The sequence below is a fragment of the Acidobacteriota bacterium genome (assembly GCA_016712445.1).
Lineage (GTDB): Bacteria > Pseudomonadota > Alphaproteobacteria > Caulobacterales > Hyphomonadaceae > Hyphomonas.
Map to the genome: position 1 here is coordinate 606,118 of JADJRB010000001.1, position 22,717 is coordinate 628,834.

The window sequence follows — 22,717 nt, forward strand, 5'->3', positions numbered from 1 at the left end:
CTGGCGCGGCCCCTTCAGGAGCGGCCTGCCTGCTGGCGCTAACCCGGCCTCCCGCGTCTGCCAAGCCCCGGCGGCCAACAGGACCGGCGGCGTTAACACACTGGGCTCACAAAATTATTGAATTTCGATAATTTCATATTGACGCTCGGCAAGCGCGGGCGTATCCGGTCGCCCTAGTCTGACGGGCGCCGCTTCTTCGCATGAAAAAATCCTTCCTTTTCCTGAGTTCCGCGATGCTGGCGGCCTGCGCGACGGCGCCGGACCCGGCGGAACGGCTGATCGATGACCGCAATGCGCTGTTCAGCGTGTTGCCGGATGCGCCGGACGAATGGGCGGCGCGCGGCGTAGCCGGCGCGGCGCCTACGGCCGACTGGTTGAGCCAGTTCAATGATCCGGTAATGACGTCGCTCGTGGCTGAAGCCCTGGCTGCGAACCCGACGCTGGAATCGCGCGCGGCGCTGGCGCGGGCAAGCGAAGCCCTGACGCGGGCGGCGCGCGGCCAGCGGCTGCCGAGCCTGTCGGCATCGCTGGCCGCTGGCGGCACCTCGACCGGCGCAGTCGTGGCGGGCAATGACGAGCGGTTCAACGATCCGCTGTATGATCTTGGCATCGACGCGAGCTGGGAAGCCGACCTCTGGGGCCGAGTTTCGAATTCGGTTGCGCAGGCAGACGCCGACTACGCGGCGAGCGAAGCGGACCTCGCCGCAACGGAGCTCTCGATTTCGGCCCAGACAGCGATTGCCTGGGTGCGCCTCAACGAGGCGCTGGCGCAGGAGCGCATCGCGCTGTTGTCGTATGAAGCGCGCGAGCGGGTGCTGACGATTACCGAGCGCCGTGTGCAGTCCGGCCTGCTCGGCGCGCTCGAACTGCGCACGGCGCGCAGCTCGTTGGCGGGGGCCGAAGCGGCGATTGCGGCGCGGCGGCAAGCCTCGACCGAAGCGTCGCGCCGGCTGGAAGTGCTGCTCGGGCGCTATCCGCGGGCCGAGATTTCGGCGGCGGGCGAGATTCCGGCGCTCGGCGAGATGGCGGCCGAAGGCAACCCTGCCCTGCTGTTGTCGCGCCGCCCGGATGTGGCGTTGCTGGAAGCGCGGGTCGTGGGCGCCGGCCTGCGGGCCGAGGAAGCCCGCCTCGCGATGCTGCCTTCGCTGCGTGTGACGGGATCGGTCGGCAATTCGTCGACCGAACTTGCCGACGTGGTGGATCCGGCGCTGATTGCGGCGCGGCTGGTCGCGAGCCTCGCGCAGCCGCTGTTCAACGGCGGACGGCTGAGGGCGCAGCAGGAAGCGGCGATCGCGCAGGCGGAGGCCTCTGTGTCGAACTATGTAGCGGGCGTGCTGACGGCCTGGCGCGAAGTGGAAGACGCGCTGACGGCTGACGTGCTGCTGGCCCAGCAGGAAACCGCGCAAGGCGTGTCGTTTGAAGAGGCGCGCTATGCCGAGGAACTGGCCGAACGCCAGTATGTCAGCGGCACCATCACCATCTTCAACCTGATCGACGCGCAGACGCGCCGGCTGACGGCGGAAAGCCAGTTCGTGTCGGCGCGCGCCAGCCGTGCTATAAACCGGGTGTCGTACCACCTCGCGCTCGGAGGCGGTGTGCCGACCCCGGCCGCACAATCCGCCTCTACAGAAGTCCAGACGCCGTAGCAGACGGCAGGAGCATTACCCATGGCCCGCATTATTTCCATTCTCGCCCCGATCGGCATCATTGCCGTGCTCGGTGTCGGCGGCGTCGCGGCGGTGAACGCCATGAAGCCGGAACCCGAGAAGAGCGACGAGCCGCGCGCCGGCCTCAACGTCTTCGCCGAACCGGTGCGCGAAGTGAGCCTGACGCTGACGGTCGACGCGCAAGGTGAAGTCCGTCCGAAGACGGAGATTGTCGTCGCGCCGCAGACTTCGGGCCGGGTTGCCTATGTCTCGCCGGACTTCATTGACGGTGGCTTCATCCGCAAGGGCCAGGTGCTGGTGCGCGTCGAGGCGCAGGACTATGAGCTGGGCGTCGTGCGGGCACGCTCGACGGTCGCCTCGGCCGAGCAGCGCCTTGCGCGCGAGCAGGCAGAATCGAAACTGGCCCAGCAGGACCTCGAAGACCTCGGCATGACCGACGCTTCGCCGCTCGCCCGCCGCGAGCCGCAGCTGGCCGAAGCACAGGCATCGCTCGATGCTGCGAAATCGCAGCTGAAGGATGCTGAACTTGCGCTCGCCCGTACCGCGGTGATCGCGCCGTTCGATGGCCGCGTGCGCGAGCGCAGCGTCGATATCGGTCAGGTCGTGGCACCGGGACAATCGCTCGGCCGCATCTTTGGCAATGACGTCGTTGAAGTGTCGCTGCCGCTGAAGGACGCCGAACTCGGCCGGCTGGGCCTGCCGATTGCCTTTGCCAGCAGCAAGGAAAATCCGGGGCCGGAGGTCGTCTTCAAGGCAACGGTGGGCGGCGAGCCGCGCACCTGGCGCGGGCAGGTCGTGCGTACTGGTGCAGCCATCAACTCGCAGACCCGCCAGATCAACGTCATCGCGGAGTTGAAGGATCCCTTCGGCGCCGGCGCGGACAACGGCACGCCGATGGCGCCCGGTCTGTTCGTGGACGCACAGATCCAGGGCAAGAGCCTGGAAAGCGTACTGGTCGCGCCGCGTTCGGCGCTGCGCGGCGAAGACAAGCTGTATATCGGCGACCCGGACAGCGGGAAGCTCTCGATCCGCACGGTGGACGTCACCTTCTCCGACAGGGACGGCGCCTACTTCCATGAAGGCGCTGACGTTGGCGAGCTTGCCATCATCAGCCCCATCCAGGCGCCGTTCGACGGCATGAGCCTAACCGTGATGGAGCGCCTGGAAGACGGCACCGTGAAGGTCCACAACCCGCCGAAGCCTGCCGCTGACGCCGCCGACAAGGAAGTCGCGGAAGCTTCGACCGCGAGCGAGGAAGGAGCCAACCCATGAACGGGATCGTCGCCTGGTTTGCCCGCAACTCGGTTGCTGCAAACCTCCTGATGTTCATCTTCTTCGCGGGTGGCGTGTTTGGCTACTCCTCGATGGAGCGGGAAATGTTCCCGGTCGTGAAAGTGTCCGGCGCGTCCGTATCGGTCGCCTGGACCGGCGCCTCGCCGCGCGACATCGAAGACCAGATCGTCACCCGCATCGAGGAAGCGGTTGCCGACATCAACGGCCTTGATCGCATCACGTCGATTGCGAGCGAGGGCGTCGGTGTCGTCAACATCCGGGGCCGGGACGATGTCGACATGGATACGTTCCTCGACGAGGTGAAACTCCGCGTCGACCAGATCAACAACCTGCCCCAGGCGGCGTTTGAACCCCAGGTCCAGCGCTGGGAGCAGCGCAACTGGTTCATGGGCCTCGCGATCCACGGCGACGTGGATGCGCGCACGCTGCGCCGCATCGGCGACAAGGTGCGCGACGAGATCGCCGCCCTGCCCGGCGGTGAGCTGGCCGTGTTGCAAGGCACGCTGGACGAGCAGGTGAGCATCGAAGTGTCCGAGGAAGCCCTGCGCCGCTTCGGGCTCAGCATGTCGGACGTTGCCAATGCCGTGCGCCAGTCGTCGCTGAACTCCTCCGGCGGACGGATTGAGTCTCCCGTAGGCGATGTGTCGCTGACCGCGCGCAACCTTGCCGACACCGCTGACCAGTTCGGCGAGATCATTATTCGCCAGACGACCGAACAAGGCACCGTGCGCGTCAATGACGTCGCCAACGTGATCGACGGGTTCGTCAGCGACAAGCTGCGCGCATCGTTCAATGGCCGCAGCACCGTGTTCGTGATGATCCCCGAGCCGGACAAGATGGACATCACCAAGTATGCCGCCGGCTTCCGCGAGTATATCGAGCGCGCCAACACGCATACCAGCGGCATCCTTCCGCAAGGTGTGAACATCGACAAGCTGTGGGACGATTCAGAAGCCTTCGAAGCCCGCATGGACCTGATCACCTCGTCGGCACTCTCCGGCGCCTTGCTGGTGATGCTGGTGCTGCTGCTGTTCCTTCGCCCGATGGTGGCCTTCTGGGTGACCTCGGGCATCTTCACGGCCTTCGCCGGTTCGATCATGCTGTTCCCGACGCTCGGCGTATCCTGGAACATCCTGTCGACCTTCGCCGTGCTGCTCGTCATCGGGGTGATCGTGGACGACGCGATCGTTGTCGGCGAGAACATCCACCGGGAAGTCGAAAGCGGCCGGCGTGAAGGGCTCGATGCCTCAATCATCGGCACGCAGCTCGTGATGAAGCCGATCATCTTCGGCGTGCTGACGACCATCATCGCCTTCCTGCCCTGGGCGTTCGTCACCGGCCCGACCCGGATGTTCACGCAGCAGATCACCTTCGTCGTGGTCGTCTCGCTGGCCGTCTCGATCCTCGAGTGCCTCCTGATCCTGCCGGCGCACCTTGCGCATATGAAGAAGCAGAAGTTTGACGGACCGACCGGCGCGCTGATGGCGTTCCAGCGCCGCATTGCCGACAGCCTGATCTGGTTTGCGGACCATATCTACCGGCCGGTGCTGGAGATGGCGATCAAGTTCCGCTACGCGACCGTGGCCTTCTTCTTCTCGCTGTTCGCGATTTCGATGACGATCCAGTCGACCGGCATTGTCCCCTTCCAGTTCATGCCGGAGATCGAGGCCGACCTGATCCAGGTGAACATCCAGATGCCGGATGGCACGCCGTTCGAGCGCGTCGTGCAGGTGCGCGACCAGCTGCAGGCCGGCGTGCAGGCGGCGACCGAAGTGACGGACAAGCAGCATCCGGAAATCGATGGCGGCCTGATCCGGGATTCGTCCATCGTGGCGGGCGGTACGCAGGTCCAGGCCTGGATCAGCCTTGCTCCGCCGGAAGAGCGCCCCGAGAACGTGCGCTCCAAGGACCTTGCAGAAGAACTGCGCAAGGCGACCGGCGATATCCAGGATGCCGAAGAGATCAATTTCGACTTCACGTTCAACCAGCCGGACAGCGGCGTGACCTTTGCGCTGAGCCACCCGGACCTCGACCGCCTGCGCACTGCAGCGGATTACGTCAAGGCTCACCTTTCGACCTTCGCGGAAGTCTATGACATCAGCGACAACCTGTCGTCGGCCGCCGAGGAAATCCGTATCAAGATGAAGCCCGGCGCGGAAACGCTCGGCATCACCCTGGCAGACGTGTCGAACCAGCTTCGCCAGGCCTATTTCGGGGAGCTGGCCCAACGCCTGCCCCGCGATGGCCAGGACGTGGAAGTGCGCGTCCGCCTGCCGGAGGAGATGCGCAACGATCTCGACAGCCTGGCGTCTATCCGTATCCGGACGCTCGACGGCCGCGAAATCCCGGTGACCCAGGTTGCCGACTTCGAGTTCGCCCCGGGCATCAACCGGATTGTCCGCCGCAACCGCGTACGTTCGGTGTCGGTGTCCGCTGAAGTGCTGGGCGAAGGCGGACGCGCGCGGATCATGGGCGCGATGGAGTCGGACTTCTGGCCGCAGTTCAAGCAGGAGTTCCCGGACGTCGTGCGCGGCGAGGCGGGCGGCTTCGAGCAGGAGCAGGAATTCTTCGCGGAAATCCAGCGCCTGCTGCTGATCGCGATCGGCGCCATGTATATCCTGCTGGCGATCGGTTTCCGGTCTTACGCCCAGCCGATCCTGCTGATGATGGCCTTGCCGTTCGCCTATTGCGGCGCGCTGTTCGGGCTGGCGCTGACCGGCACGCCCATGGCGATGTTCGCCTTCTTCGGGATCGCGGCGGCGTCCGGCGTCGTCATCAACGACAACCTCGTGCTGCTCGACTATGTCAACAAGCGGCGCGACGAAGGCGCCGGTGCCGTGCAGGCGCTGGTGGATGCCGGCGTGTCACGCTTCCGCCCGATCCTGCTGACCTCGCTGACCACGTTCGTCGGCCTCGCGCCGCTGCTCTACGAGCGCTCCGTGCAGGCGCAGTTCCTGAAGCCGATGGTCGTGTCGCTGGCCTATGCGGTGACCTTCGCGCTGTTCGTCTCGCTGCTGATGGTGCCGGCGATGTATGCGATCGGCGTCGAGATCGGCCGCATCTTCCGCTGGACCTGGGGCGGCAAGCCGTATCGCCAGATCGGTGAGAGCTATTCGGGCCATGCGACGATCGATGACGATGAACTGATCGGCACAAGTGCAGTTGACGGGATTGGCCGGCCGTCGCCTGCGGAGTAAGTAGCGTTACCCTTTCCGGTTTTCCAAACGCCCGCCATTCCAGGCGGGGACATGCAGGGAGTATTCCATGAAGAAACTTTTGCTGGGCGCAGCTTCGCTTGCGCTGATTACGGCGTGTGCACACCACAAGGAAGCGCCAGTCGCCCCGGAAGCCACGCTCGCCGTGGTTCCCGAAGTGACTGAACCGCCGCCCGCGCCCGAGCCGAAAGAAGTGCTGGAACTTGCGTCGCCGGATGTCTGGGGCGACTGGGGCCTGAACCTTGATGCCGGCGATCCGTCCGTGAAGCCGGGCGACGATTTCAACGCCTTCGTCAACGGCACCTGGATTGCCCAGATGGAAATCCCGGCCGACCGTTCGCGGTATGGCTCGTTCGATCTGCTGCGCGAGAAATCCGAGCAGCGCGTCCGGTTCATCATCGACGACCTGGCCGCTGCTTCGCCCGCGGTCGACACGCCGGAAGGCAAGATCGCCGCGATCTACAACGCCTACATGAATACCGATGCGATCAACGCCGCCGGCATGGATGCGGCAACGCCTTACCTCTCGAAGATCGACGCGGTTGCCAGCCTTGAAGACCTGGCCCGGTTGATGGCGGAAGTCGGCTATGCCTCGCCGATTGCCGGCTATGTCTTCGTCGATGACAAGGACCCCGAGACCTACATCTTCCAGATGTTCATCGGCGGCCTCGGCATGCCGGACCGCGATTATTACCTGAAGGACGACGAGAAATCGGTCGAGCTGCGCGCCAAGTATGTCAGCCTGCTGACGACCATGCTGGGCAAGGCCGGTTATGCTGACCCGGCGGCTGAAGCCGCGAAGGTGATGGCATTCGAGACGGAAATCGCGAAAGTCGACTGGGACCGCACGTTGTCGCGCAACCCCGAGATCACCTACAACAAGATGACGCGCCAGCAGTTCCTGAACATCACTGGCAAGTTCCCGGCGAGCACGGTGCTGAAGGAAATGGGGCTCGACACGCAGGAGAATTTCCTCGTCGCAGAGATTCCGCCGACAGCGGCCGAACTGGCTGAAGCCGGGCTGACGAAAGCGGACGCCAAGAAACTTGGCGGCGGCTTCCCTGCCCTGTTCAAGCTGATGGCCGCGACGCCGCTCGACACCTGGAAGCCGTACATGAAGGCGCACTTCCTGATCGACCATGCCGACGTTCTGCCGGAAGATGTGGATGCGGCCAGCTTCGAGTTCTATGGCACCGCCCTGCGCGGCCAGCCGGAACAGCGCCAGCGCTGGAAGCGCGCCGTGTCGGCAACCGAGAACGCCATGGGCGAAGCGGTCGGCAAGGTGTTCGTCGAGCGCTACTTCCCGCCTGAGAACAAGGCCGAGATGGACAAGCTGGTGGCGAACCTGCGCACCGCCATGGCGTCCAACATCGCCGCACTCGACTGGATGAGCGACACGACGAAGGCGAAAGCCGTCGAGAAGCTGAACACCTTCAATCCGAAGATCGGCTACCCGGATGAATTCGAAACCTATGCCACGCTGACGGCGGGCTCCAACGCGCTCGAGAACTCGATCGCCATGGGCACCTGGCAGCTGCAGGACAACATGTCCAAGCTCGGCACCACGGTGGACAAGACCGAGTGGGGCATGACCCCGCAGACGGTCAACGCCTATTATAACCCGAGCTTCAACGAGATCGTGTTCCCGGCGGCCATCCTGCAGCCGCCCTTCTTTAACCTGTCAGCGGATCCGGCGATCAACTACGGCGGCATCGGCGGCGTGATCGGGCACGAGATGGGCCACGGTTTCGACGACCAGGGCGCGAAGTACGACTCGCTCGGCGCATTCAACAGCTGGTGGACCGACGAAGACCTCGGCGCCTTCCGCAAACTGACCGATGCGCTGGTGGCACAGTATGACGGCTATTGCCCGCTCGATGACGGCAAGACATGCGTTAACGGCCGGCTGACCCTGGGCGAGAACATCGGCGACCTTGGCGGCCTGTCGATGGCTTACAAGGCTTACCAGCTGAGCCTCGACAAGGATGGCGACGGCACGGTGAGCGAGGCCGAGCAACCTCCGGTAATCGGCGGCTATACCGGCGACCAGCGCTTCTTCCTGGGCTGGGCCCAGATCTGGCGCGCCAAGTATCGCGAAGAGGCGACCCGCCAGCAGCTGCTGACGGATCCGCACTCGCCGCCGGACTACCGGATCAACGGCATCGTCCGCAACTTCGACGAGTGGTACGAAGCCTTCGACGTCGGCCCGGACGACGCCCTGTACCTGCCGCCGGAAGAACGCATCCGGATCTGGTAAATCCGCCGCCAGCCCGGCAGGCTGGTTAATGACTTGCGGCCGCATGCCCTAATTCGGCGTGCGGCCGCAATTTCGTTTTAACTGGCCCACAATATGCATTGCTCCAGCGAAGGCCCATTAAATTCGCTGGAAGACTGCCCCGAAATGTCCCTGATGCCCCGCCTCTTTGGTTCCCGGAAACCGGCAAGCGTCGAATCGGCACGCGTGTCCCATGTTGCGACAGCAACCCCGGACAGCGCGCGCCCCGTGCGTGTGCAGGTCTACCGCGAAGCCTATGTGACCTACGAGTCCGGTTATCGCCGCAAGGGTGTCGTGATGGATTTCACGGGCACCGGCCTGCGCATCCGCTTCCCGACCAACGAACGCCTTCCGGACGTGGTGACCGTCAATGCTCGCTCTGTCGGCATCGAAGGCGAGGCGGACGTTGTCTGGCAGAAGAACACCGAAGCCGGCCTTCGCCTGCGCGGCTGATGCCCCTGCGGGACCGCTTACGGTCTTGCCAAAACGCTCCTGATCCGCACTGTGGCCACCCTGTCGAGACAGGGCTGGGAGCAAGCGCGCGATGACCGGACCGATTGACGACTATTTCCACAAGCTCACCGGCGGCCCGCGTACGGTCGGCCCCGCCCTCGCGGCGGCGGTGCGGCGCGCCGGGCCGCAACTGAAATCCGGACTCTATCGCGGCCATCCGGCCTGGCATGGACGGGCCTGGGTATTCTCGATCATCGGCCATTCCGCGCACTGCAACCTTCAGATCGCGAAAGGCGCGGCGCTCGCCGGCGACTATCCCGACCGGATCGAAGGCACGGGCAAGTCGCTGCGCCACGTGAAGGTTCACAGCGACGACGACATCGACTGCGAACTGGAAGCGATCATCGCCGCCGCCATCGACCTTGACGCCGTCTCGGGCGCCAAGGGATGACACGGCAGCGCGCCGGCCTATATCCCGGTGGCCGATCCTGTGGAGACTGACATGACTGCCAGACCGATCATCTGCTTCCTCGCCGCGCTCGCCGCCGCCGCGAGCCCGTCCGCCCTGGCCGAGAAACCCGCTTCCCCTCCAAAGAAGACCCTGCCCATGACCGCTACCGAATTCACCTCGATCAACGGCAAGCCGATCGACCTCACCCAGCTCGGCGCCAAGGCCATTCTCGTTGTCAACACCGCCTCGAAATGCGGGTTCACGCCGCAGTACAAGGGCCTGCAGGCGCTTTACGAAGCCAAGAAGGATGTGGGCCTCGTGATCGTCGGCGTGCCGTCGAACGACTTCGGCGCGCAGGAGCCCGGAACCGAAGCGGAGGTGAAAACCTTCTGCGAGATCAATTACGGCGTGACCTTCCCGCTGACGAAGAAATACGCCGTGACCGGCGCGGGCCAGCACCCGTTCTATGCGGCGGCAGTTGCGAAGCTCGGCGACGATGCGCAGCCGAAGTGGAACTTCCACAAGGTATTGCTCAAGGGCGACGGCACGCCGGTGAAGGCCTATCCTTCCAAGACCAAGCCCGATGATGCCGGGCTGCTTGCGGATATCGAGGCGGCCCTGGGCGGCTGACCCCGGCCGCACTTGACGACCGCTGCGTGAGAGCGCCTAAGTCCCTTTATTGCACCCGCTAAGAAACTCCAGGAAGGAATGCTCCCATGGCTGATAAGGATCCGGTTGTCATCGTTGGTATGGCGCGCACGCCCATGGGCGGGCTGCTCGGCGACCTTGCCGGGTTTTCCGCGAATGAGCTCGGCGCGCTGGCGGTCAAGGCTGCCGTCGCCGAAGCGAAACTGAAACCGGGCGACGCCAACGAGATCATCATGGGCAACTGCCTGCCAGCAGGCCAGGGCCAGGCCCCTGCCCGCCAGGCCGGCATCAAGGCCGGTGAAGACAAGGGCCTCGAAGCCACCACCATCAACAAGATGTGCGGCTCGGGCATGCAGGCTGCCGTGATGGGCCGCAACGCGATCCTCGCAGGCGATGCCAACATCGTCATCGTCGGCGGCATGGAATCAATGACCAACGCGCCGCACCTGCTGAACGTGCGCAAGGGCCACAAGTACGGCACGATGGGCGCCGAGGACCATATGGCGCTCGACGGGCTGACCGATGCCTATGCAAAAGGCCCGATGGGCGTGTTCGCCGACAAGATTGCCGGTGAGTACCAGTTCACGCGCGAGCAACAGGACGCCTATGCGCTGGAAACGCTGACCCGCGCCCAGAACGCCACCAAGAACGGCAAGTTCAAGCGCGAGATCGCGCCGGTGACGGTGAAAGGCAAGAAGGGCGATGTCGTGATCGACACCGACGAGCTGCCGCGCACTGCGATGCCGGAAAAGATCCCAACGCTGAAGCCTGCCTTCTCGAAGGACGGCACGGTGACGGCCGCCAACGCGTCGGCAATCTCGGACGGCGCAGCGGCGCTCGTGCTGATGAAGGAATCGGAAGCCAAGAAGCGCGGCCTGAAACCCCTCGCGAAAATCGTCGCCTCGTCGAGCCATGCGCACGAGCCGGAATACTTCACCACGGCGCCGGTGCCGGCGATGAAGAAGACGCTCGAAAAGGCTGGCTGGAAGGTCGAGGATGTCGACCTCTGGGAAGTCAACGAAGCCTTTGCGGTCGTTCCGATGATCGCCATGAAGGAACTCGGCATCAGCCATGACAAGCTGAACGTGAACGGCGGCGCCTGCGCTATGGGTCACCCGATCGGCGCCTCGGGCGCCCGCGTGCTGATCACGCTGATCGCAGCGATGGAAGACCGCGGCGCCAAGAAAGGCATGGCTTCGCTCTGCATCGGCGGCGGCGAAGGCATCGCTATGGCCATCGAGCGTGCCTGACGCCGGTTTGAAATCTGGCTGACAAGAGGCCCGGGCGATGCTTGCCGCATCGTCCGGGCCTTTGGCTTTCGGGGGAGAAAACATGCCGCTCCAGAACCGTGTTGATCCGTTCGGGGATATCCATGCCGTCAAGGCGCACGGCCTGTTTCTTGGAAACCGGGGTGGCTGTTTCCATAACCCGGACAAGACGCTGAAGGCGCGGCGGTGGACCAACAAACGCTGGATCATCTGCCTGCTGGACTTCAAGGGCCGCCGCCGGGCGCTGATGCAGCCCGGTCTGTACACGGAGCTCTTCTTCCTTGATGAGGCGACCGCCCTGGCCGGCGGTCACCGGCCCTGTTTCGAGTGCCGGCGGGCCGACGCGACGGCGTTCCGGGATGCCCTGGTCCAGGCAGGCCAGATCCAAGCGGGACAGTCGGTCGATGCCATCGATGCCCGGACGGCGGGTGAGATCCAGAACATTCTCGGCGGGGGCCGCGCCCGCGAAGAGATGGCGCCGGACACGCTTCCCGATGGCGCGATGTATGCGGTGGGCGAAGGCGCGTTCCTGAAACTGGACGGCAGGGCGCACCCTTGGTCATTCGAGGGCTATGGGCCAGCGCAGCCCCTGCACGCTGCCGGGACTCGGCTGACGCCGCGCCTGACCTGCGACGCCTTGCGGGCAGGCTATCGGCCGGTGTTGCACCCGAGCGCTCACACATGAGCGAGGCGCCCGCGACGTCGGCGATCATCGGACATTTCCGCGAGCAGGCGGCATTTTGCGCGGCGCTCGGATCGCCGTTCATGGCGGCGTTGTGCGAGGCGATGGCGCAGGACATCGAGGCTTGCGGACCGGTGGCGGAACTCGTCGAAGGTTGGGCAACGAATCCGCGGCGGGACGCGCTGTCGCTACGCGTCGCCGGGTACCTGCATCACAGCGTACTGACCGGCGCGGCGCCCGCCCTCGCGGCGACGTATCCGGCGCAGCAGCCGCACTGGACCATGGCGGAGGTCTGGCCTGCCGCGCGCGACTGGCTTTGCGCAAGCCTGCCCGCGGCTCGCGCCTTTCTCCGCTCGCCGCCGCAGACGAATGAAGTGCGGCGCGCCATCGCGCTGCTGCCCGGCTTCCTCAGCCTGGCGGCGCGATTTCCCGGCCCGATGCATACGCTGGAACTCGGCGCAAGCGCGGGGCTCAACCTTTGCTGGGATCGCTTCAGCTACCGGACCGCAAGCTGGCAGCGCGCCGGCACAAGCGATGTAACGATCGATACCCTGTGGAATGGTCCGCCGCCGGAGCATCTGGGTACCGTACTGGAGATCGCGTCCCGCGCCGCCTGCGATCAGAACCCGGTGTTGGTCTCCGATCGGTTGGCCGCGCTCAGGCTGAAGTCATATGTCTGGCCGGACCAGCCGGAGCGGCTTGCGCGGCTGGACGCGGCGATTGCGCTCGCGGTCTCGGCCGGCGTTGTCGTCGAGAAGGCGGACGCTGCGGACTGGCTGGCGGCAAGGCTCGCCGCACGCGCGCAGACCGGCCTGACGGTGGTCTATCATTCCGTGTTCCTGCAATATCCGCCCGCCGAGGTGCGCCGCGCGCTGGTCGAAATGCTCGAGGCGGCGGGCGCTGAAGCGACGCCGGCCCGCCCCCTCGCCTGGCTTTGTTTTGAACCGGCATCGCTCCTTCGGGACCCGGATCAGGCGGGCATAACCCCAAGCGATTTCATCACCTGGCTGAAGACTTGGCCCGGAAGCAATATCCGCCGGTTCCTGCGATCGGATGGTCATGTCACTCAAATTGTTGCAACCTGAGCCGGGCACATACGTTGAAGGACCAGGTCCTTTCCGGGACAAATTGGGGTAACCTGCTCGCACAGGCATGGGACGGGGCACATGACGACGAACTATTACGATCTGCCACCACCGGAGAAAAAGCACAGCTTTCGCTGGATCGTGCTGCTGCTGTTGCTGCTGCTCCTGCTCGGTATCGTGGCGACCTGGTGGTCGCTCAGGCTGAGGCCGGGAGAAGTCGGCGAAGATCCCCTGTTGTCTGTCGCGTCAGCGCCAATCCTGCCGCTCGCCGCGACGCAGGCTCGGCCCGCGCCGCTCGTCGAAATTCCGGTGACTGAAGTCGTCGAAGCCGAGCCGGTTGCCGAGCCGGCGGCTGAAGCCGAAGCCGAACCCGAGGTGCTGCCCGAGGCCGAACCGGCACCGTTGTTTTCCGACGCGCGCTGGCGCGAGACCGCCCGCTTCACCGGCGTCGACGCGGCCGGGCGAAGCGCCGAATTCACCGTCTATGTGCTGGTCGGCGAAGAGACATGGACCTTTGCCAAGGCAGACGCCATTTTTGCCGCCGGGCTCAGCCAGCCGGTCGAAACGGCGTTCGACAAGCTGGATCTCGGCGAAGGCATCTGTGACCTTTCCCGCATCATCGCGGTTGGCGCCGCGTCCGTCGAAGGCACATCGGAGCGCAACACATTCCTATCCCACACGCGCGGCCATGCCTTGAAGGCCGCAATCGAGGCCGACCTTCCGTGCGAAGCCGGCGTGCTGGCGACCAGCGTGCTGGACCTTGGCTACAACCGGAAAGACGTCACCTGCCCGAAAGGCAAGTCGCCCTGCCCTGAGCTCTCGGCGCCGCAGCGCCCGGTCGCGATGATCCTGGCCGTGGCCGATGATCCGGAAACGGACATTGGCGAAGCCCTGCGCGCCGGAATCGCGGCGCATGAAGCGGCAGGCGAGAGCGTGCTGCCCGGCGTCGACATCTCGGACTATTCGGCCTTCAACCTGCGCTGATGTGCTCGATCAGGCGACCGGTCAATTCCCTCACAGCCTGTTCGGCTTTCGGGTTGTACTGGTTCGTATTGACGATGATGACGGTCCCCCGCGCTGGCAGAAGGACGACTTGCGACAGCCAGATCGTGTTTGATCCGGCGTGCATGTAGATGCGGCCCGCTGGGCCATCTTCCTTCAGGCCGAGGCCCAGCGCGTAGCCCGACTTTTCATCCGGATAAGGCGCCATCAGCTTTTTACGGATCGGGGCCGGCAAGGCGCCCGGGCCATCCAGGAAAGACAGCAGTATGAGCGCGTGGCCGCGCAGGCTGTAATGGACGGTGCCGGCGGGGCCGAGCGCAGCAGGGTTGTCGGCGGCGACGCCGCGCCCCTGCGCCTTCAGGCCGCGCCCGAACAGGCCGGGCGCATGGCCTTCCGGTCCGCGCGCAGGTGGGCCGAAGCCGAAACCTTCGGCCGCGCCTTTCGGTCCTTTGCCGATAACCAGCTCGCGCAGCAGCGCCTCATAAGGCTCGCCTTCCAGCGCCGGCACGCCGGCGGCAATCTGTTCAATCGCCGCGCCAGCGATGATGTAGCCAAGGTTTGAGTAGACAAACTCGCCGCGCGTACCGGTGGGCGGCCTGGAGAGGACCGCGCGGGCCAGTTCGGCGCGCTGTTCGTCCAGTGGGCGCTTGTCCTGCTTCGCTGCCAGCATCCAGCCCAGCGATGCATTCGCCGCAGCGCCGGAGCGGTGGGACAGAAGATCCTCGATCGTGACCTCCTTCCAGCCGGCATCCATGTCGGCCGCCAGCGCTGGAAACAGGTCCGGCAGGGTCGCGCCCCATCTGGCATGGCCTGCTTCCACAAGGCGCGCGTAGAGCAGCGCCGTGAGCATCTTGGTGTTGGAACCAATGTGCCAGGAGTCGGTGATCCGAACGGGATCATCCTTGCCGCTGACCCGATCACCCGAAACCGCCACCGCGACTATGCCGTCCTTCGACGTCGCGATGACGGCGCCGAGGCCGACAAGGTCATACTCCGTCCGCACACGGTCGACTTCCGCCTGCAGGTCGAATTGTCGGGGCTCAGCGAGCGCCGACCCGAGTGTCATCCAGAAGGCGAAGCAAAGCGATAGCCCGCGCAGGAGGCGCAGGGCCTCAGTCACTGGACTTGGTGGTCTGGCGCACGAGTCCGAGCGGCAGGGCGGTCGTCTTTTTCGACACCCGGATGACGATACGCGACTGAACGTCCGACACCAGCTTCGAGCCGAGCAACTTGTCGCGCAGGAAATTGTCGTAGGCGTGCATGTCGGTCGTCACGATATGGATCATGTAGTCGACCGCACCGGTCACGGTCATGCACTCGATGACCTCCGGCCAGGCCTGCACCATCGACTCGAAGGCTTCGAGATTCTCGCGGCTGGGCAGCGACAGCTTCACGCTGGCGATCACCTGGAAGTCGAGGCCGAGCGCGTGATTGTTGATCAGCGTCACCCGCCCGACGATGAATCCGGCCTCTTCCATGCGCTTGATGCGACGCCAGCAAGGCGATGAGGAGAGGCCCACGCGGTCGGCGATTTCGGCCACGGACAAGCTCGCATCACGCTGGATCAGGTCCAGAATTCGGGCGTCTACGCTATCAAGTTCTTGGGACAATTTTCCCCCGCCACATTCATTCATGAAAATTTATTGCTTAAACTAGCAAAAGTTGCGCAAGATAGGCAAGCATTTTCACGCGATTCACCCAATAATATACCCGGGCCGGAATCGAGGATGCGCGTTCATGAAACACCGCGAAGTCACGCTGGACGACAAATACGAACTTGTCGAGGGCAAGGCCTATATGACCGGCATCCAGGCGCTGGTGCGCCTGCCGCTTGATCGCAAGCGGATGGACCTCGCCGCCGGGCACAATACGGGTGGGTTCATCTCGGGTTATCGCGGCTCGCCGCTCGGCGGGTACGACCAGCAACTGCGCGCCGTGCAGAAGCTGCTCGATGCCCACGACATCAAGTTCTGGGAAGGCCTCAACGAGGATCTCGGCGCCACCGCCGTCTGGGGTTCGCAGCAGCTCGGCCTGTTTCCCGGCGCGAAATTCGATGGCCTGTTCGGCATCTGGTACGGCAAGGCGCCCGGCGTTGATCGCACCGGCGACGTGTTCAAGCACGCCAACGCGGCCGGCACCTCGGCGCTGGGCGGCGTGCTCGCCGTAATCGGCGACGACCACAACTGCAAGTCCTCCACCCTGCCTTCGCAGTCCGAGTACGCGATGCAGGACGCGGAAATTCCGACGCTCAACCCCGCCTCCATCCAGGACGTGCTCGACTACGGCATCCATGGCTGGGAGATGAGCCGCTTCTCCGGCGCCTGGGTCGGCCTGGTCGCGCTGGCCGACACGATGGATTCCGGCGCGGTGGTGAATGTCGACCTCGCACGTTTCGCTGTCCAGCGGCCCGCTTTCGCGCTGCCGGAAGACGGTGTGCACATGCGCCGCGGCGATGTTCCGCTGAACAAGGAAGCGCGGCTGCGCCAGATCAAGCTGCCCGCCGCGCAGGCCTATGTGCGCGCCAACCGGCTTGACCATGTCATCCTGCCCTCGCCGAAGCCGCGCGTCGGCGTGATCGTCACGGGCCAGGCAGCGCGCGATGTCTTCGAGGCCCTCGCCGCGCTCGGCCTCACGCCGCAGGAGGCGGGCGCGCTTGGCCTCAGCATCTACAAGGTGGCGATGCCCTGGCCGCTGGAGCCGCAAGGCGTGCGCGAGTTCTGCGCGGGCCTCGAGCGCGTTATTGTCATCGAGCACAAGCGCCCGCTGATCGAGAGCCAGCTGAAAGCGGCGCTCTACGACCTGCCCGAAACGCGCCGCCCGGTCATCGAAGGCAAGCGCGACGCGAACGGCGCGCCGCTGCTCTCCGACATCGCCTCTCTGACGATCCCGGAAATCGCCGGCGCCCTGATGCATGCGCTGCCCACGGGCTGGGATACTTCTCGCGCTGAAGCTTACTTCGACCGCGTCGGCCGCGCCGGGGAAGCCGCGCGCACCAATGCCTCGCCGACGGTGCGCTCACCGCACTTCTGCTCCGGCTGCCCGCACAATACGTCGACCGTGGTGCCGGAAGGCTCACGCGCGCTTGCCGGCATCGGCTGCCATTACATGGCGAACTTCATGCCGGACCGGAAGACCGACATGACGAGCCAGATGGGCGGCGAAGGTATCGGCTGGGTCGGCCAGCATTGGGCGACCGACGAGGACCATGTGTTCGTGAACCTCGGCGATGGCACCTATTCGCACTCCGGCAGCCTCGCGATCCGGGCGGCGGTGACGTCCGGCGCGAACATGACCTACAAGATCCTCTACAACGACGCCGTCGCCATGACCGGCGGACAGCATGTCGAAAGCGGCCAGACCCCGGCGATGATCGCCCAGCAGGTCGAAGCCGAAGGCGTAAAAACCATCCGTATCGTGACGGAAGACCCGACCCGCTATGCCGGCGTCAAGGGACTGCCGCGCAGCGTCAAGATCTATCACCGCGACGACCTCGAAGACGTGCAGGTCGAACTGCGCCAGACGCCCGGCGTCTCGGTGATCATCTATGACCAGATGTGCGCGACGGAAAAACGCCGCCGCTCCAAGCGCGGCATGATCCAGCCGGACCGCGTGCGCACGATCATCAATACCGAAGTCTGCGAAGGCTGCGGCGACTGTTCGGTGAAATCGAACTGCCTCTCGGTGGAGCCGGTCGAGACCGAACTCGGCCGCAAGCGCCGCATCAACCAGTCGACCTGCAACACGGACCTGTCCTGCCTCAAGGGATTCTGCCCGAGCTTCGTGACGATCAAGGACGGTGAAGCCGCCTGGGAGGCGCAACCGCGCCAGGTGTTCGATGCGGATGGCCTGCCCCTGCCCGAGACGCCCAGCCTCGCCCAGCCCTGGAACATCCTGTTCACGGGCGTTGGCGGCACGGGCGTCACCACGGTTGCCGCCGTGCTCGCTATGGCGGCGCACGTCGATGGAAACGCAGCGTCCTCTCTCGACATGACCGGCCTTGCCCAGAAGGGCGGCCCCGTGCTCAGCCATATCCGCTTCGCCCGCGAGCCCGAGATGATCTCGACCGGCCGTGTGCCACCGGCGAGCGCCGATCTTGTCATCGCCTGCGACCTCGTCGTGGCTGCTGGCGGCGATGCGCTGAACCTGATGGACGCGGGCCGCACCGCCGCTTACGCCAACTCCGATGTGACGCCGACTTCGGAATTCATCCGTGACCGGTCGAAACGGTTCGAAAGCGATCTCCTGTCGGCGCGCGTGAAGCGTCAGGCATCCGAATTCGGGGCCTTCGATGCCGAAGCGCTGGCGGTGGGTTACTTGCACGAGGCGATCTACACCAACATGATCATGGCCGGATATGCCTGGCAGAAAGGCAAGGTGCCGGTCTCGCTGCGCGGTCTTTACCGCGCAATCCGCCTCAACGGCACAAAGGTCGAAGACAACATGGCGGCGTTCAACATCGGACGCATCGCCGCCGCCGCGCCGGAACGCCTTGCAGCCCAGCACGACCCGCGGGGCCATGTCGAGCCGAAGACGCTGGACGAACTGATCGAGGACCGCGCCGCCCGCCTGACCGCCTACCAGAATGCGGCCTATGCCGATCGCTACCGTGCGGCCGTGGCGCGCGTACGTGCGGCGGAGGAAAAGGCAGGCCTCGGTGAGAACCTCACCCGCGCCGCGGCGACCTATGCCTACAAGCTGATGGCCTACAAGGACGAATACGAAGTCGCGCGTCTGTATACGGACGGAAAGTTTGCCGAGCAGCTGGCCAGCCAGTTCAAGGGCGGAAACCTGCGCTTCTGGCTCGCTGCGCCGATCATCGCCAAGAAGGACAGCCACGGGCATCTCCAGAAGAAGCATTTCGGAGCCTGGATGATGACCGGCTTCAAGGTGCTTGCGAAATTCAAGGGCCTTCGCGGCACGAAGCTTGACCTCTTCGGCTATACCGAAGAGCGCAAGATGGAGCGCGCCCTGCGCGACACCTACCTTGAGAATCTGGGCCGTCTCGCCAGCGAACTGACCGGCGCAAATCATGCGCTTGCCGTCGAGATCGCCAAGCTGCCAGACGAAATCCGCGGCTTCGGCCACGTGAAGGAAGCTGCTGCCGCAAAAGCGAAGCTCAAGGAAGCAGACCTGTGGGCCGGTTGGCCCTCGGGCAAGCTGCCGAAAGCCAGGACAACGCTGATCGCGGCCGCCGAGTAGAGTACCCCCCCCCCGGCGTTCCTCGCCCCGGTCCGCCCCTCGCGAGTCCGGGGCGCTTTTTGCCTGCTCGTCAGAGCGGCGAGACTTCCACGTCGACGACCTTGCCCTTCTCGCTCATCTTCTCGATTTCGCGCTCGACATGCTTGGCCTTGACGGTCTTGGTCTCGGTGCGGGTTTTCTTGCCCTTCTTGTAGGTCACCTCAAGCCGGACCATCTCGTCCGGTCCGTCGAGCGCGTCGCCGGTCACGCGCACAGCGGTGCCGCCGACATACATCACGCCCTTTCCCGTCGCCTCAAGCGCATCGCCTGCAAGGCCCACGGGCACTGTGACAATCTTCGACGCCAAACAGCCACCCAGCGGCAGCGCGAGGGCGCAAAGTGCAATCAAGGCAAGTCGCATGTCCGGTCTCCTGTCAGGCGGCCAGCCTAAGCCGAGCCGTCGCAACAGGCACCTTACAAATCAGCGGGCCAGTGCTTCATCGATCAGGGCGGCCGTCTCAAGCTTTCCGTAGAGGGCGGCGAAGCTACCGAAGCGCGGCCCCTGGCTCTGCCCGAGCAGCACCTCGTACAGCGCCTTGAACCAGTCACGCAGGTTCTCGAAGCCGTGATCGTTGCCGACGCTGAAGGTCATCGTCTGCAGGTTCTCGCCGGTCGGCTCCTCGCCGAACGCCTTGAGGCGCGCCGACAGGTCAGCCATCGCAGCGCGTTCCTGTTCCGTCGGTGCCCGGAAGGTTTTAGCGGGCAGCACGAAGTCGGTGTAGTAGCGCATCGCATAGCCGGCGAGATCGTTCAGCAACGGATGCGTCTCGGGCGAGGCCTCCGGCGCATAGCGCGTGATGTAGGCCCAGAGCTGGGAGACATCCGTCGGGTTGGCCACCGCCACAAGGTTCAGGAGCAGCGCGAAGGAAACCGGGCTCGACCATTGCGGCGGACGGCCGGAATGGATGTGCCAGACGGGGTTTTCAAGCTGCGCCGCAGGATCCTCCGCCGGAAACTTCTCGAGGAAGGTCAGGTATTCGTCGACCGCCTTCGGGATCACGTCGAAATAGAGCTTCTTCGCAACGCGCGGCTTCTGGAACTGGAACAGCGACAGGCTCTCGTCCGGCGCATAGGTCAGCCACTGCTCGACGGCGATGCCATTGCCCTTGGTCTTCGAGATCTTCTCGCCCTTCTCGTCCAGGAACAGTTCGTAGACGTACTGTTCCGGCGGACGCGCTCCGAGGATCTTGGCGATTCGCGAATAGATCGGCGCGTTGGCCTGGTGATCCTTGCCGAACATCTCGAAGTCGACTCCAAGCGCCGCCCAGCGCATGCCGAAATCCGGCTTCCACTGCATCTTCACAGCGCCGCCGGTCACCGGAAGGGTGACGTCCGTGCCGTCCTCGTCGGCGAAGGTGATCTCGCCTTTCTTCGCGTCGACATGCTTCATCGGCACATAAAGCACGCGCCCCGTGCTCGGGCTGATCGGCAGGAACGGCGAATAGGTCGCGCGGCGCTCCTCGCCGAGCGTCGGCAGCATGACGCCCATGATATCGTCATACTTCTCCGCCGCGCGCCGCAGCATCGCATCGAACCGGCCGGACTTGTAACAGTCCGTCGCCGACAGGAACTCGTACTGGAATCCGAACTGGTCGAGGAAGGCGCAGAGGCGCGAGTTCATATTCCGGCCATACGACTCGTGCGTGCCGAAAGGATCCGGCACCGCCGTCAGCGGCTGCTGCAGGTAAGGCTCCAGCGATTTCGGATTCGGCACGGTGTCCGGAATCTTCCGCATGCCGTCCATATCGTCCGACACGCAGATCAGCCGCGTCACATACTTGCCAGCGGTCAGCACCTCGAACGCATGGCGCACCATTGTCGTGCGCACCACTTCGCCGAACGTGCCGATGTGCGGCAGGCCCGAGGGGCCATAGCCCGTCTCGAAGATCACCGGCGCATCCGCCTTTCGCTCACCGGCTTTCACCTGCTCGGCCACGCGCTTCTCGAGCGCGCGCGCAAGCTCGAAGGGCCAGGCCTTGGCGGATTGGGCAAGGGCGGAGAGGTCGGTCATCTGGAATGTCAGTCTTGTGGCTCGAAAGTATGGCCGGGCCTAGAGGCCGCGCCCTGAGGCGTCAAGCGAGGCGGAATTCTTGATGTCGAATATACTCGACATATTATACTTGACGTACCCAGCCTGAGCTAGTACATTGACGGCATAGGAGTTCCCCATGTCATACCTCAATTCCCCGCACTTCCATGACGAAGAAGCCGCTTACGCCTTCGTTGAGTCCCGCGTCTGGGCAGATGGCCGCGTGTGCCCGCACTGCGGCGTGGTAGACAAGTCCGGCAAGCTGGGCGGCGAGAGCACCAGGATTGGCGTGTACAAGTGCTACGCTTGCCGCAAGCCTTTCACCGTGAAGATCGGCACCATCTTCCACGACTCCAAGGTCAAGCTGCACCTCTGGCTTCAGGCGATCTTCCTGATTGCATCAAGCAAGAAGGGCATCAGCGCCAACCAGCTTCACCGCACCCTTGGCGTCACCCTGAAAACCGCTTGGTTCATGGGTCACCGCATCCGCGAAGCCATGCGCACTGGCGGCCTTGCTCCGATGGGCGGCGGCGGTGGCAGCGTGGAAGTTGACGAGACCTTCTTCGGCACCGAGCCCGGCAAGACCAAGAAGAAGGGCGCTGGCCACAAGATGAAAGTCCTGTCGCTTGTTGATCGCAACACCAAGCAAGCCCGCTCGGTTGTTGTCGATGACCTGACCCGCGCAACCATCTGGCCCTTGGTCAAAGAGAACGTCTCGAAGGAAGCTCGCATCCTGACTGACCAAGCCAATATGTACAGAGGCATCGGCCGGGAGTTCAGCGGCCACAAGAGCGTCAACCACGGCATTGGTGAGTATGTCAGCCAGTCTGAGCCGGACGTGCACACCAACACCGTCGAGAACTACTTCTCAGTGTTCAAGCGCGGCATGAAAGGCACCTACCAGCACTGCGGCAAGCAGCACCTGCACCGCTACCTCGCTGAGTTTGACTTCCGCTATAACAACCGCATCGCAAACGGCGTGGATGACATGGCTCGCGCCAACGCCATCGTTTGTGGTATCCAAGGCAAGAGACTCACTTACGAAACAGCTCGTTCAGGACGGTAGGAATGCCCGCCAAAAAGCAAAAGCCGAAGGACGAAAAGCCTCAGCGCGAGAGGTTTCTAGATACCGCAAAGCAAGTCGAGGCCGGCGAAGACAAAGCGACGTTTGAGCAGGCTTTCAAAACTGTCGTGCCGAAGGCCAAGAAAAGGCCGTAGGCGGACGATCTACCACGCCCTTGAAATGACTCAAATTTAATCTTGCGGAATCCGGCGACTCACTCGCTAATGGAAAAGGCCGTCATGCGCGAACATGACGGCCTTAGTGCAAAACCGCCGGTGCGGGCGGGTGTCTAGACATGATTCTTATGAGTCGTTTCGGGTAGGACAGTCAAGCCGCACCGGCACCTTT

The 22,717-nt window shown here is 64.4% G+C and carries 18 protein-coding genes; 14 read left to right on the forward strand and 4 right to left on the reverse strand.

Going from position 1 to position 22,717, the window contains the following annotated elements:
- The first annotated feature begins 200 nt into the window (after positions 1–200).
- The 11 genes from IPK75_03045 (at position 201) to IPK75_03095 (ending at position 14,021) form a co-directional block, all read left to right on the forward strand.
- Positions 201–1,646 (forward strand): efflux transporter outer membrane subunit, encoded by a 1,446-nt coding sequence (locus IPK75_03045; GenBank protein ID MBK8197323.1) that lies wholly within the window; start codon positions 201–203, stop codon positions 1,644–1,646.
- Between the two features lie 21 nt (positions 1,647–1,667).
- A complete protein-coding gene (locus IPK75_03050) occupies positions 1,668–2,939 on the forward strand; it encodes an efflux RND transporter periplasmic adaptor subunit (GenBank protein MBK8197324.1) in 1,272 nt (423 codons plus the stop codon).
- Positions 2,936–6,157, forward strand: coding sequence for an efflux RND transporter permease subunit (locus IPK75_03055; protein MBK8197325.1), 3,222 nt, complete (start codon positions 2,936–2,938; stop codon positions 6,155–6,157). Before IPK75_03050 ends, IPK75_03055 begins: the two co-directional genes overlap by 4 nt.
- Positions 6,158–6,224: 67 nt before the next feature.
- Positions 6,225–8,432, forward strand: a complete 2,208-nt coding sequence (locus IPK75_03060) for a M13 family metallopeptidase (GenBank protein ID MBK8197326.1) — start codon at positions 6,225–6,227, stop codon at positions 8,430–8,432.
- 204 nt (positions 8,433–8,636) lie between these two features.
- Positions 8,637–8,903, forward strand: a complete 267-nt coding sequence (locus IPK75_03065; GenBank protein MBK8197327.1) for a hypothetical protein — start codon at positions 8,637–8,639, stop codon at positions 8,901–8,903.
- A 91-nt stretch (positions 8,904–8,994) separates the two neighbouring features.
- Positions 8,995–9,354: a DUF1801 domain-containing protein gene (locus tag IPK75_03070; GenBank protein MBK8197328.1), complete on the forward strand. Its 360-nt coding sequence runs from the start codon at positions 8,995–8,997 to the stop codon at positions 9,352–9,354.
- Between the two features lie 156 nt (positions 9,355–9,510).
- Positions 9,511–9,984, forward strand: coding sequence for a glutathione peroxidase (locus IPK75_03075; protein ID MBK8197329.1), 474 nt, complete (start codon positions 9,511–9,513; stop codon positions 9,982–9,984).
- 86 nt (positions 9,985–10,070) lie between these two features.
- Positions 10,071–11,252, forward strand: coding sequence for a thiolase family protein (locus IPK75_03080; GenBank protein ID MBK8197330.1), 1,182 nt, complete (start codon positions 10,071–10,073; stop codon positions 11,250–11,252).
- An 82-nt stretch (positions 11,253–11,334) separates the two neighbouring features.
- Entirely contained in the window at positions 11,335–11,955 is a 621-nt protein-coding gene (locus tag IPK75_03085; GenBank protein ID MBK8197331.1) for a hypothetical protein, read from the forward strand.
- Positions 11,952–13,037 carry a DUF2332 domain-containing protein gene (locus IPK75_03090; GenBank protein ID MBK8197332.1) on the forward strand — a complete coding sequence of 362 codons (1,086 nt, stop codon included), beginning with the start codon at positions 11,952–11,954 and terminating at the stop codon, positions 13,035–13,037. Before IPK75_03085 ends, IPK75_03090 begins: the two co-directional genes overlap by 4 nt.
- An 81-nt stretch (positions 13,038–13,118) precedes the next feature.
- Positions 13,119–14,021: a hypothetical protein gene (locus IPK75_03095; GenBank protein ID MBK8197333.1), complete on the forward strand. Its 903-nt coding sequence runs from the start codon at positions 13,119–13,121 to the stop codon at positions 14,019–14,021.
- On the opposite strand, the gene IPK75_03100 is transcribed toward IPK75_03095, so the two are convergent.
- Together IPK75_03100 and IPK75_03105 are read right to left on the reverse strand one after the other, a co-directional pair.
- Positions 14,008–15,159 carry a serine hydrolase gene (locus tag IPK75_03100; GenBank protein MBK8197334.1) on the reverse strand — a complete coding sequence of 384 codons (1,152 nt, stop codon included), beginning with the start codon at positions 15,157–15,159 and terminating at the stop codon, positions 14,008–14,010. The two genes, IPK75_03095 and IPK75_03100, sit on opposite strands and share 14 nt — an antisense overlap.
- Positions 15,152–15,649 carry an Lrp/AsnC family transcriptional regulator gene (locus IPK75_03105; GenBank protein ID MBK8197335.1) on the reverse strand — a complete coding sequence of 166 codons (498 nt, stop codon included), beginning with the start codon at positions 15,647–15,649 and terminating at the stop codon, positions 15,152–15,154. Before IPK75_03105 ends, IPK75_03100 begins: the two co-directional genes overlap by 8 nt.
- Positions 15,650–15,776: 127 nt before the next feature.
- Here IPK75_03105 and IPK75_03110 point away from each other — a divergent pair, with 127 nt between their 5' ends.
- On the forward strand, positions 15,777–19,238 hold the full coding sequence (locus tag IPK75_03110; GenBank protein MBK8197336.1) for an indolepyruvate ferredoxin oxidoreductase family protein: 3,462 nt from the start codon (positions 15,777–15,779) through the stop codon (positions 19,236–19,238).
- A 70-nt stretch (positions 19,239–19,308) separates the two neighbouring features.
- Here IPK75_03110 and IPK75_03115 read toward each other — a convergent pair whose 3' ends face one another.
- Together IPK75_03115 and IPK75_03120 are read right to left on the reverse strand one after the other, a co-directional pair.
- Positions 19,309–19,638: a hypothetical protein gene (locus tag IPK75_03115; protein ID MBK8197337.1), complete on the reverse strand. Its 330-nt coding sequence runs from the start codon at positions 19,636–19,638 to the stop codon at positions 19,309–19,311.
- A 60-nt stretch (positions 19,639–19,698) separates the two neighbouring features.
- A complete protein-coding gene (locus tag IPK75_03120; GenBank protein ID MBK8197338.1) occupies positions 19,699–21,288 on the reverse strand; it encodes a lysine--tRNA ligase in 1,590 nt (529 codons plus the stop codon).
- Between the two features lie 157 nt (positions 21,289–21,445).
- On the opposite strand from IPK75_03120, the gene IPK75_03125 reads away from it, so the two are divergent.
- Together IPK75_03125 and IPK75_03130 are read left to right on the forward strand one after the other, a co-directional pair.
- Complete coding sequence (locus IPK75_03125; GenBank protein ID MBK8197339.1) at positions 21,446–22,372, forward strand: IS1595 family transposase; 927 nt, start codon at positions 21,446–21,448, stop codon at positions 22,370–22,372.
- A 2-nt stretch (positions 22,373–22,374) separates the two neighbouring features.
- Positions 22,375–22,524, forward strand: a complete 150-nt coding sequence (locus tag IPK75_03130) for a hypothetical protein (protein ID MBK8197340.1) — start codon at positions 22,375–22,377, stop codon at positions 22,522–22,524.
- Positions 22,525–22,717: the final 193 nt, after the last annotated feature.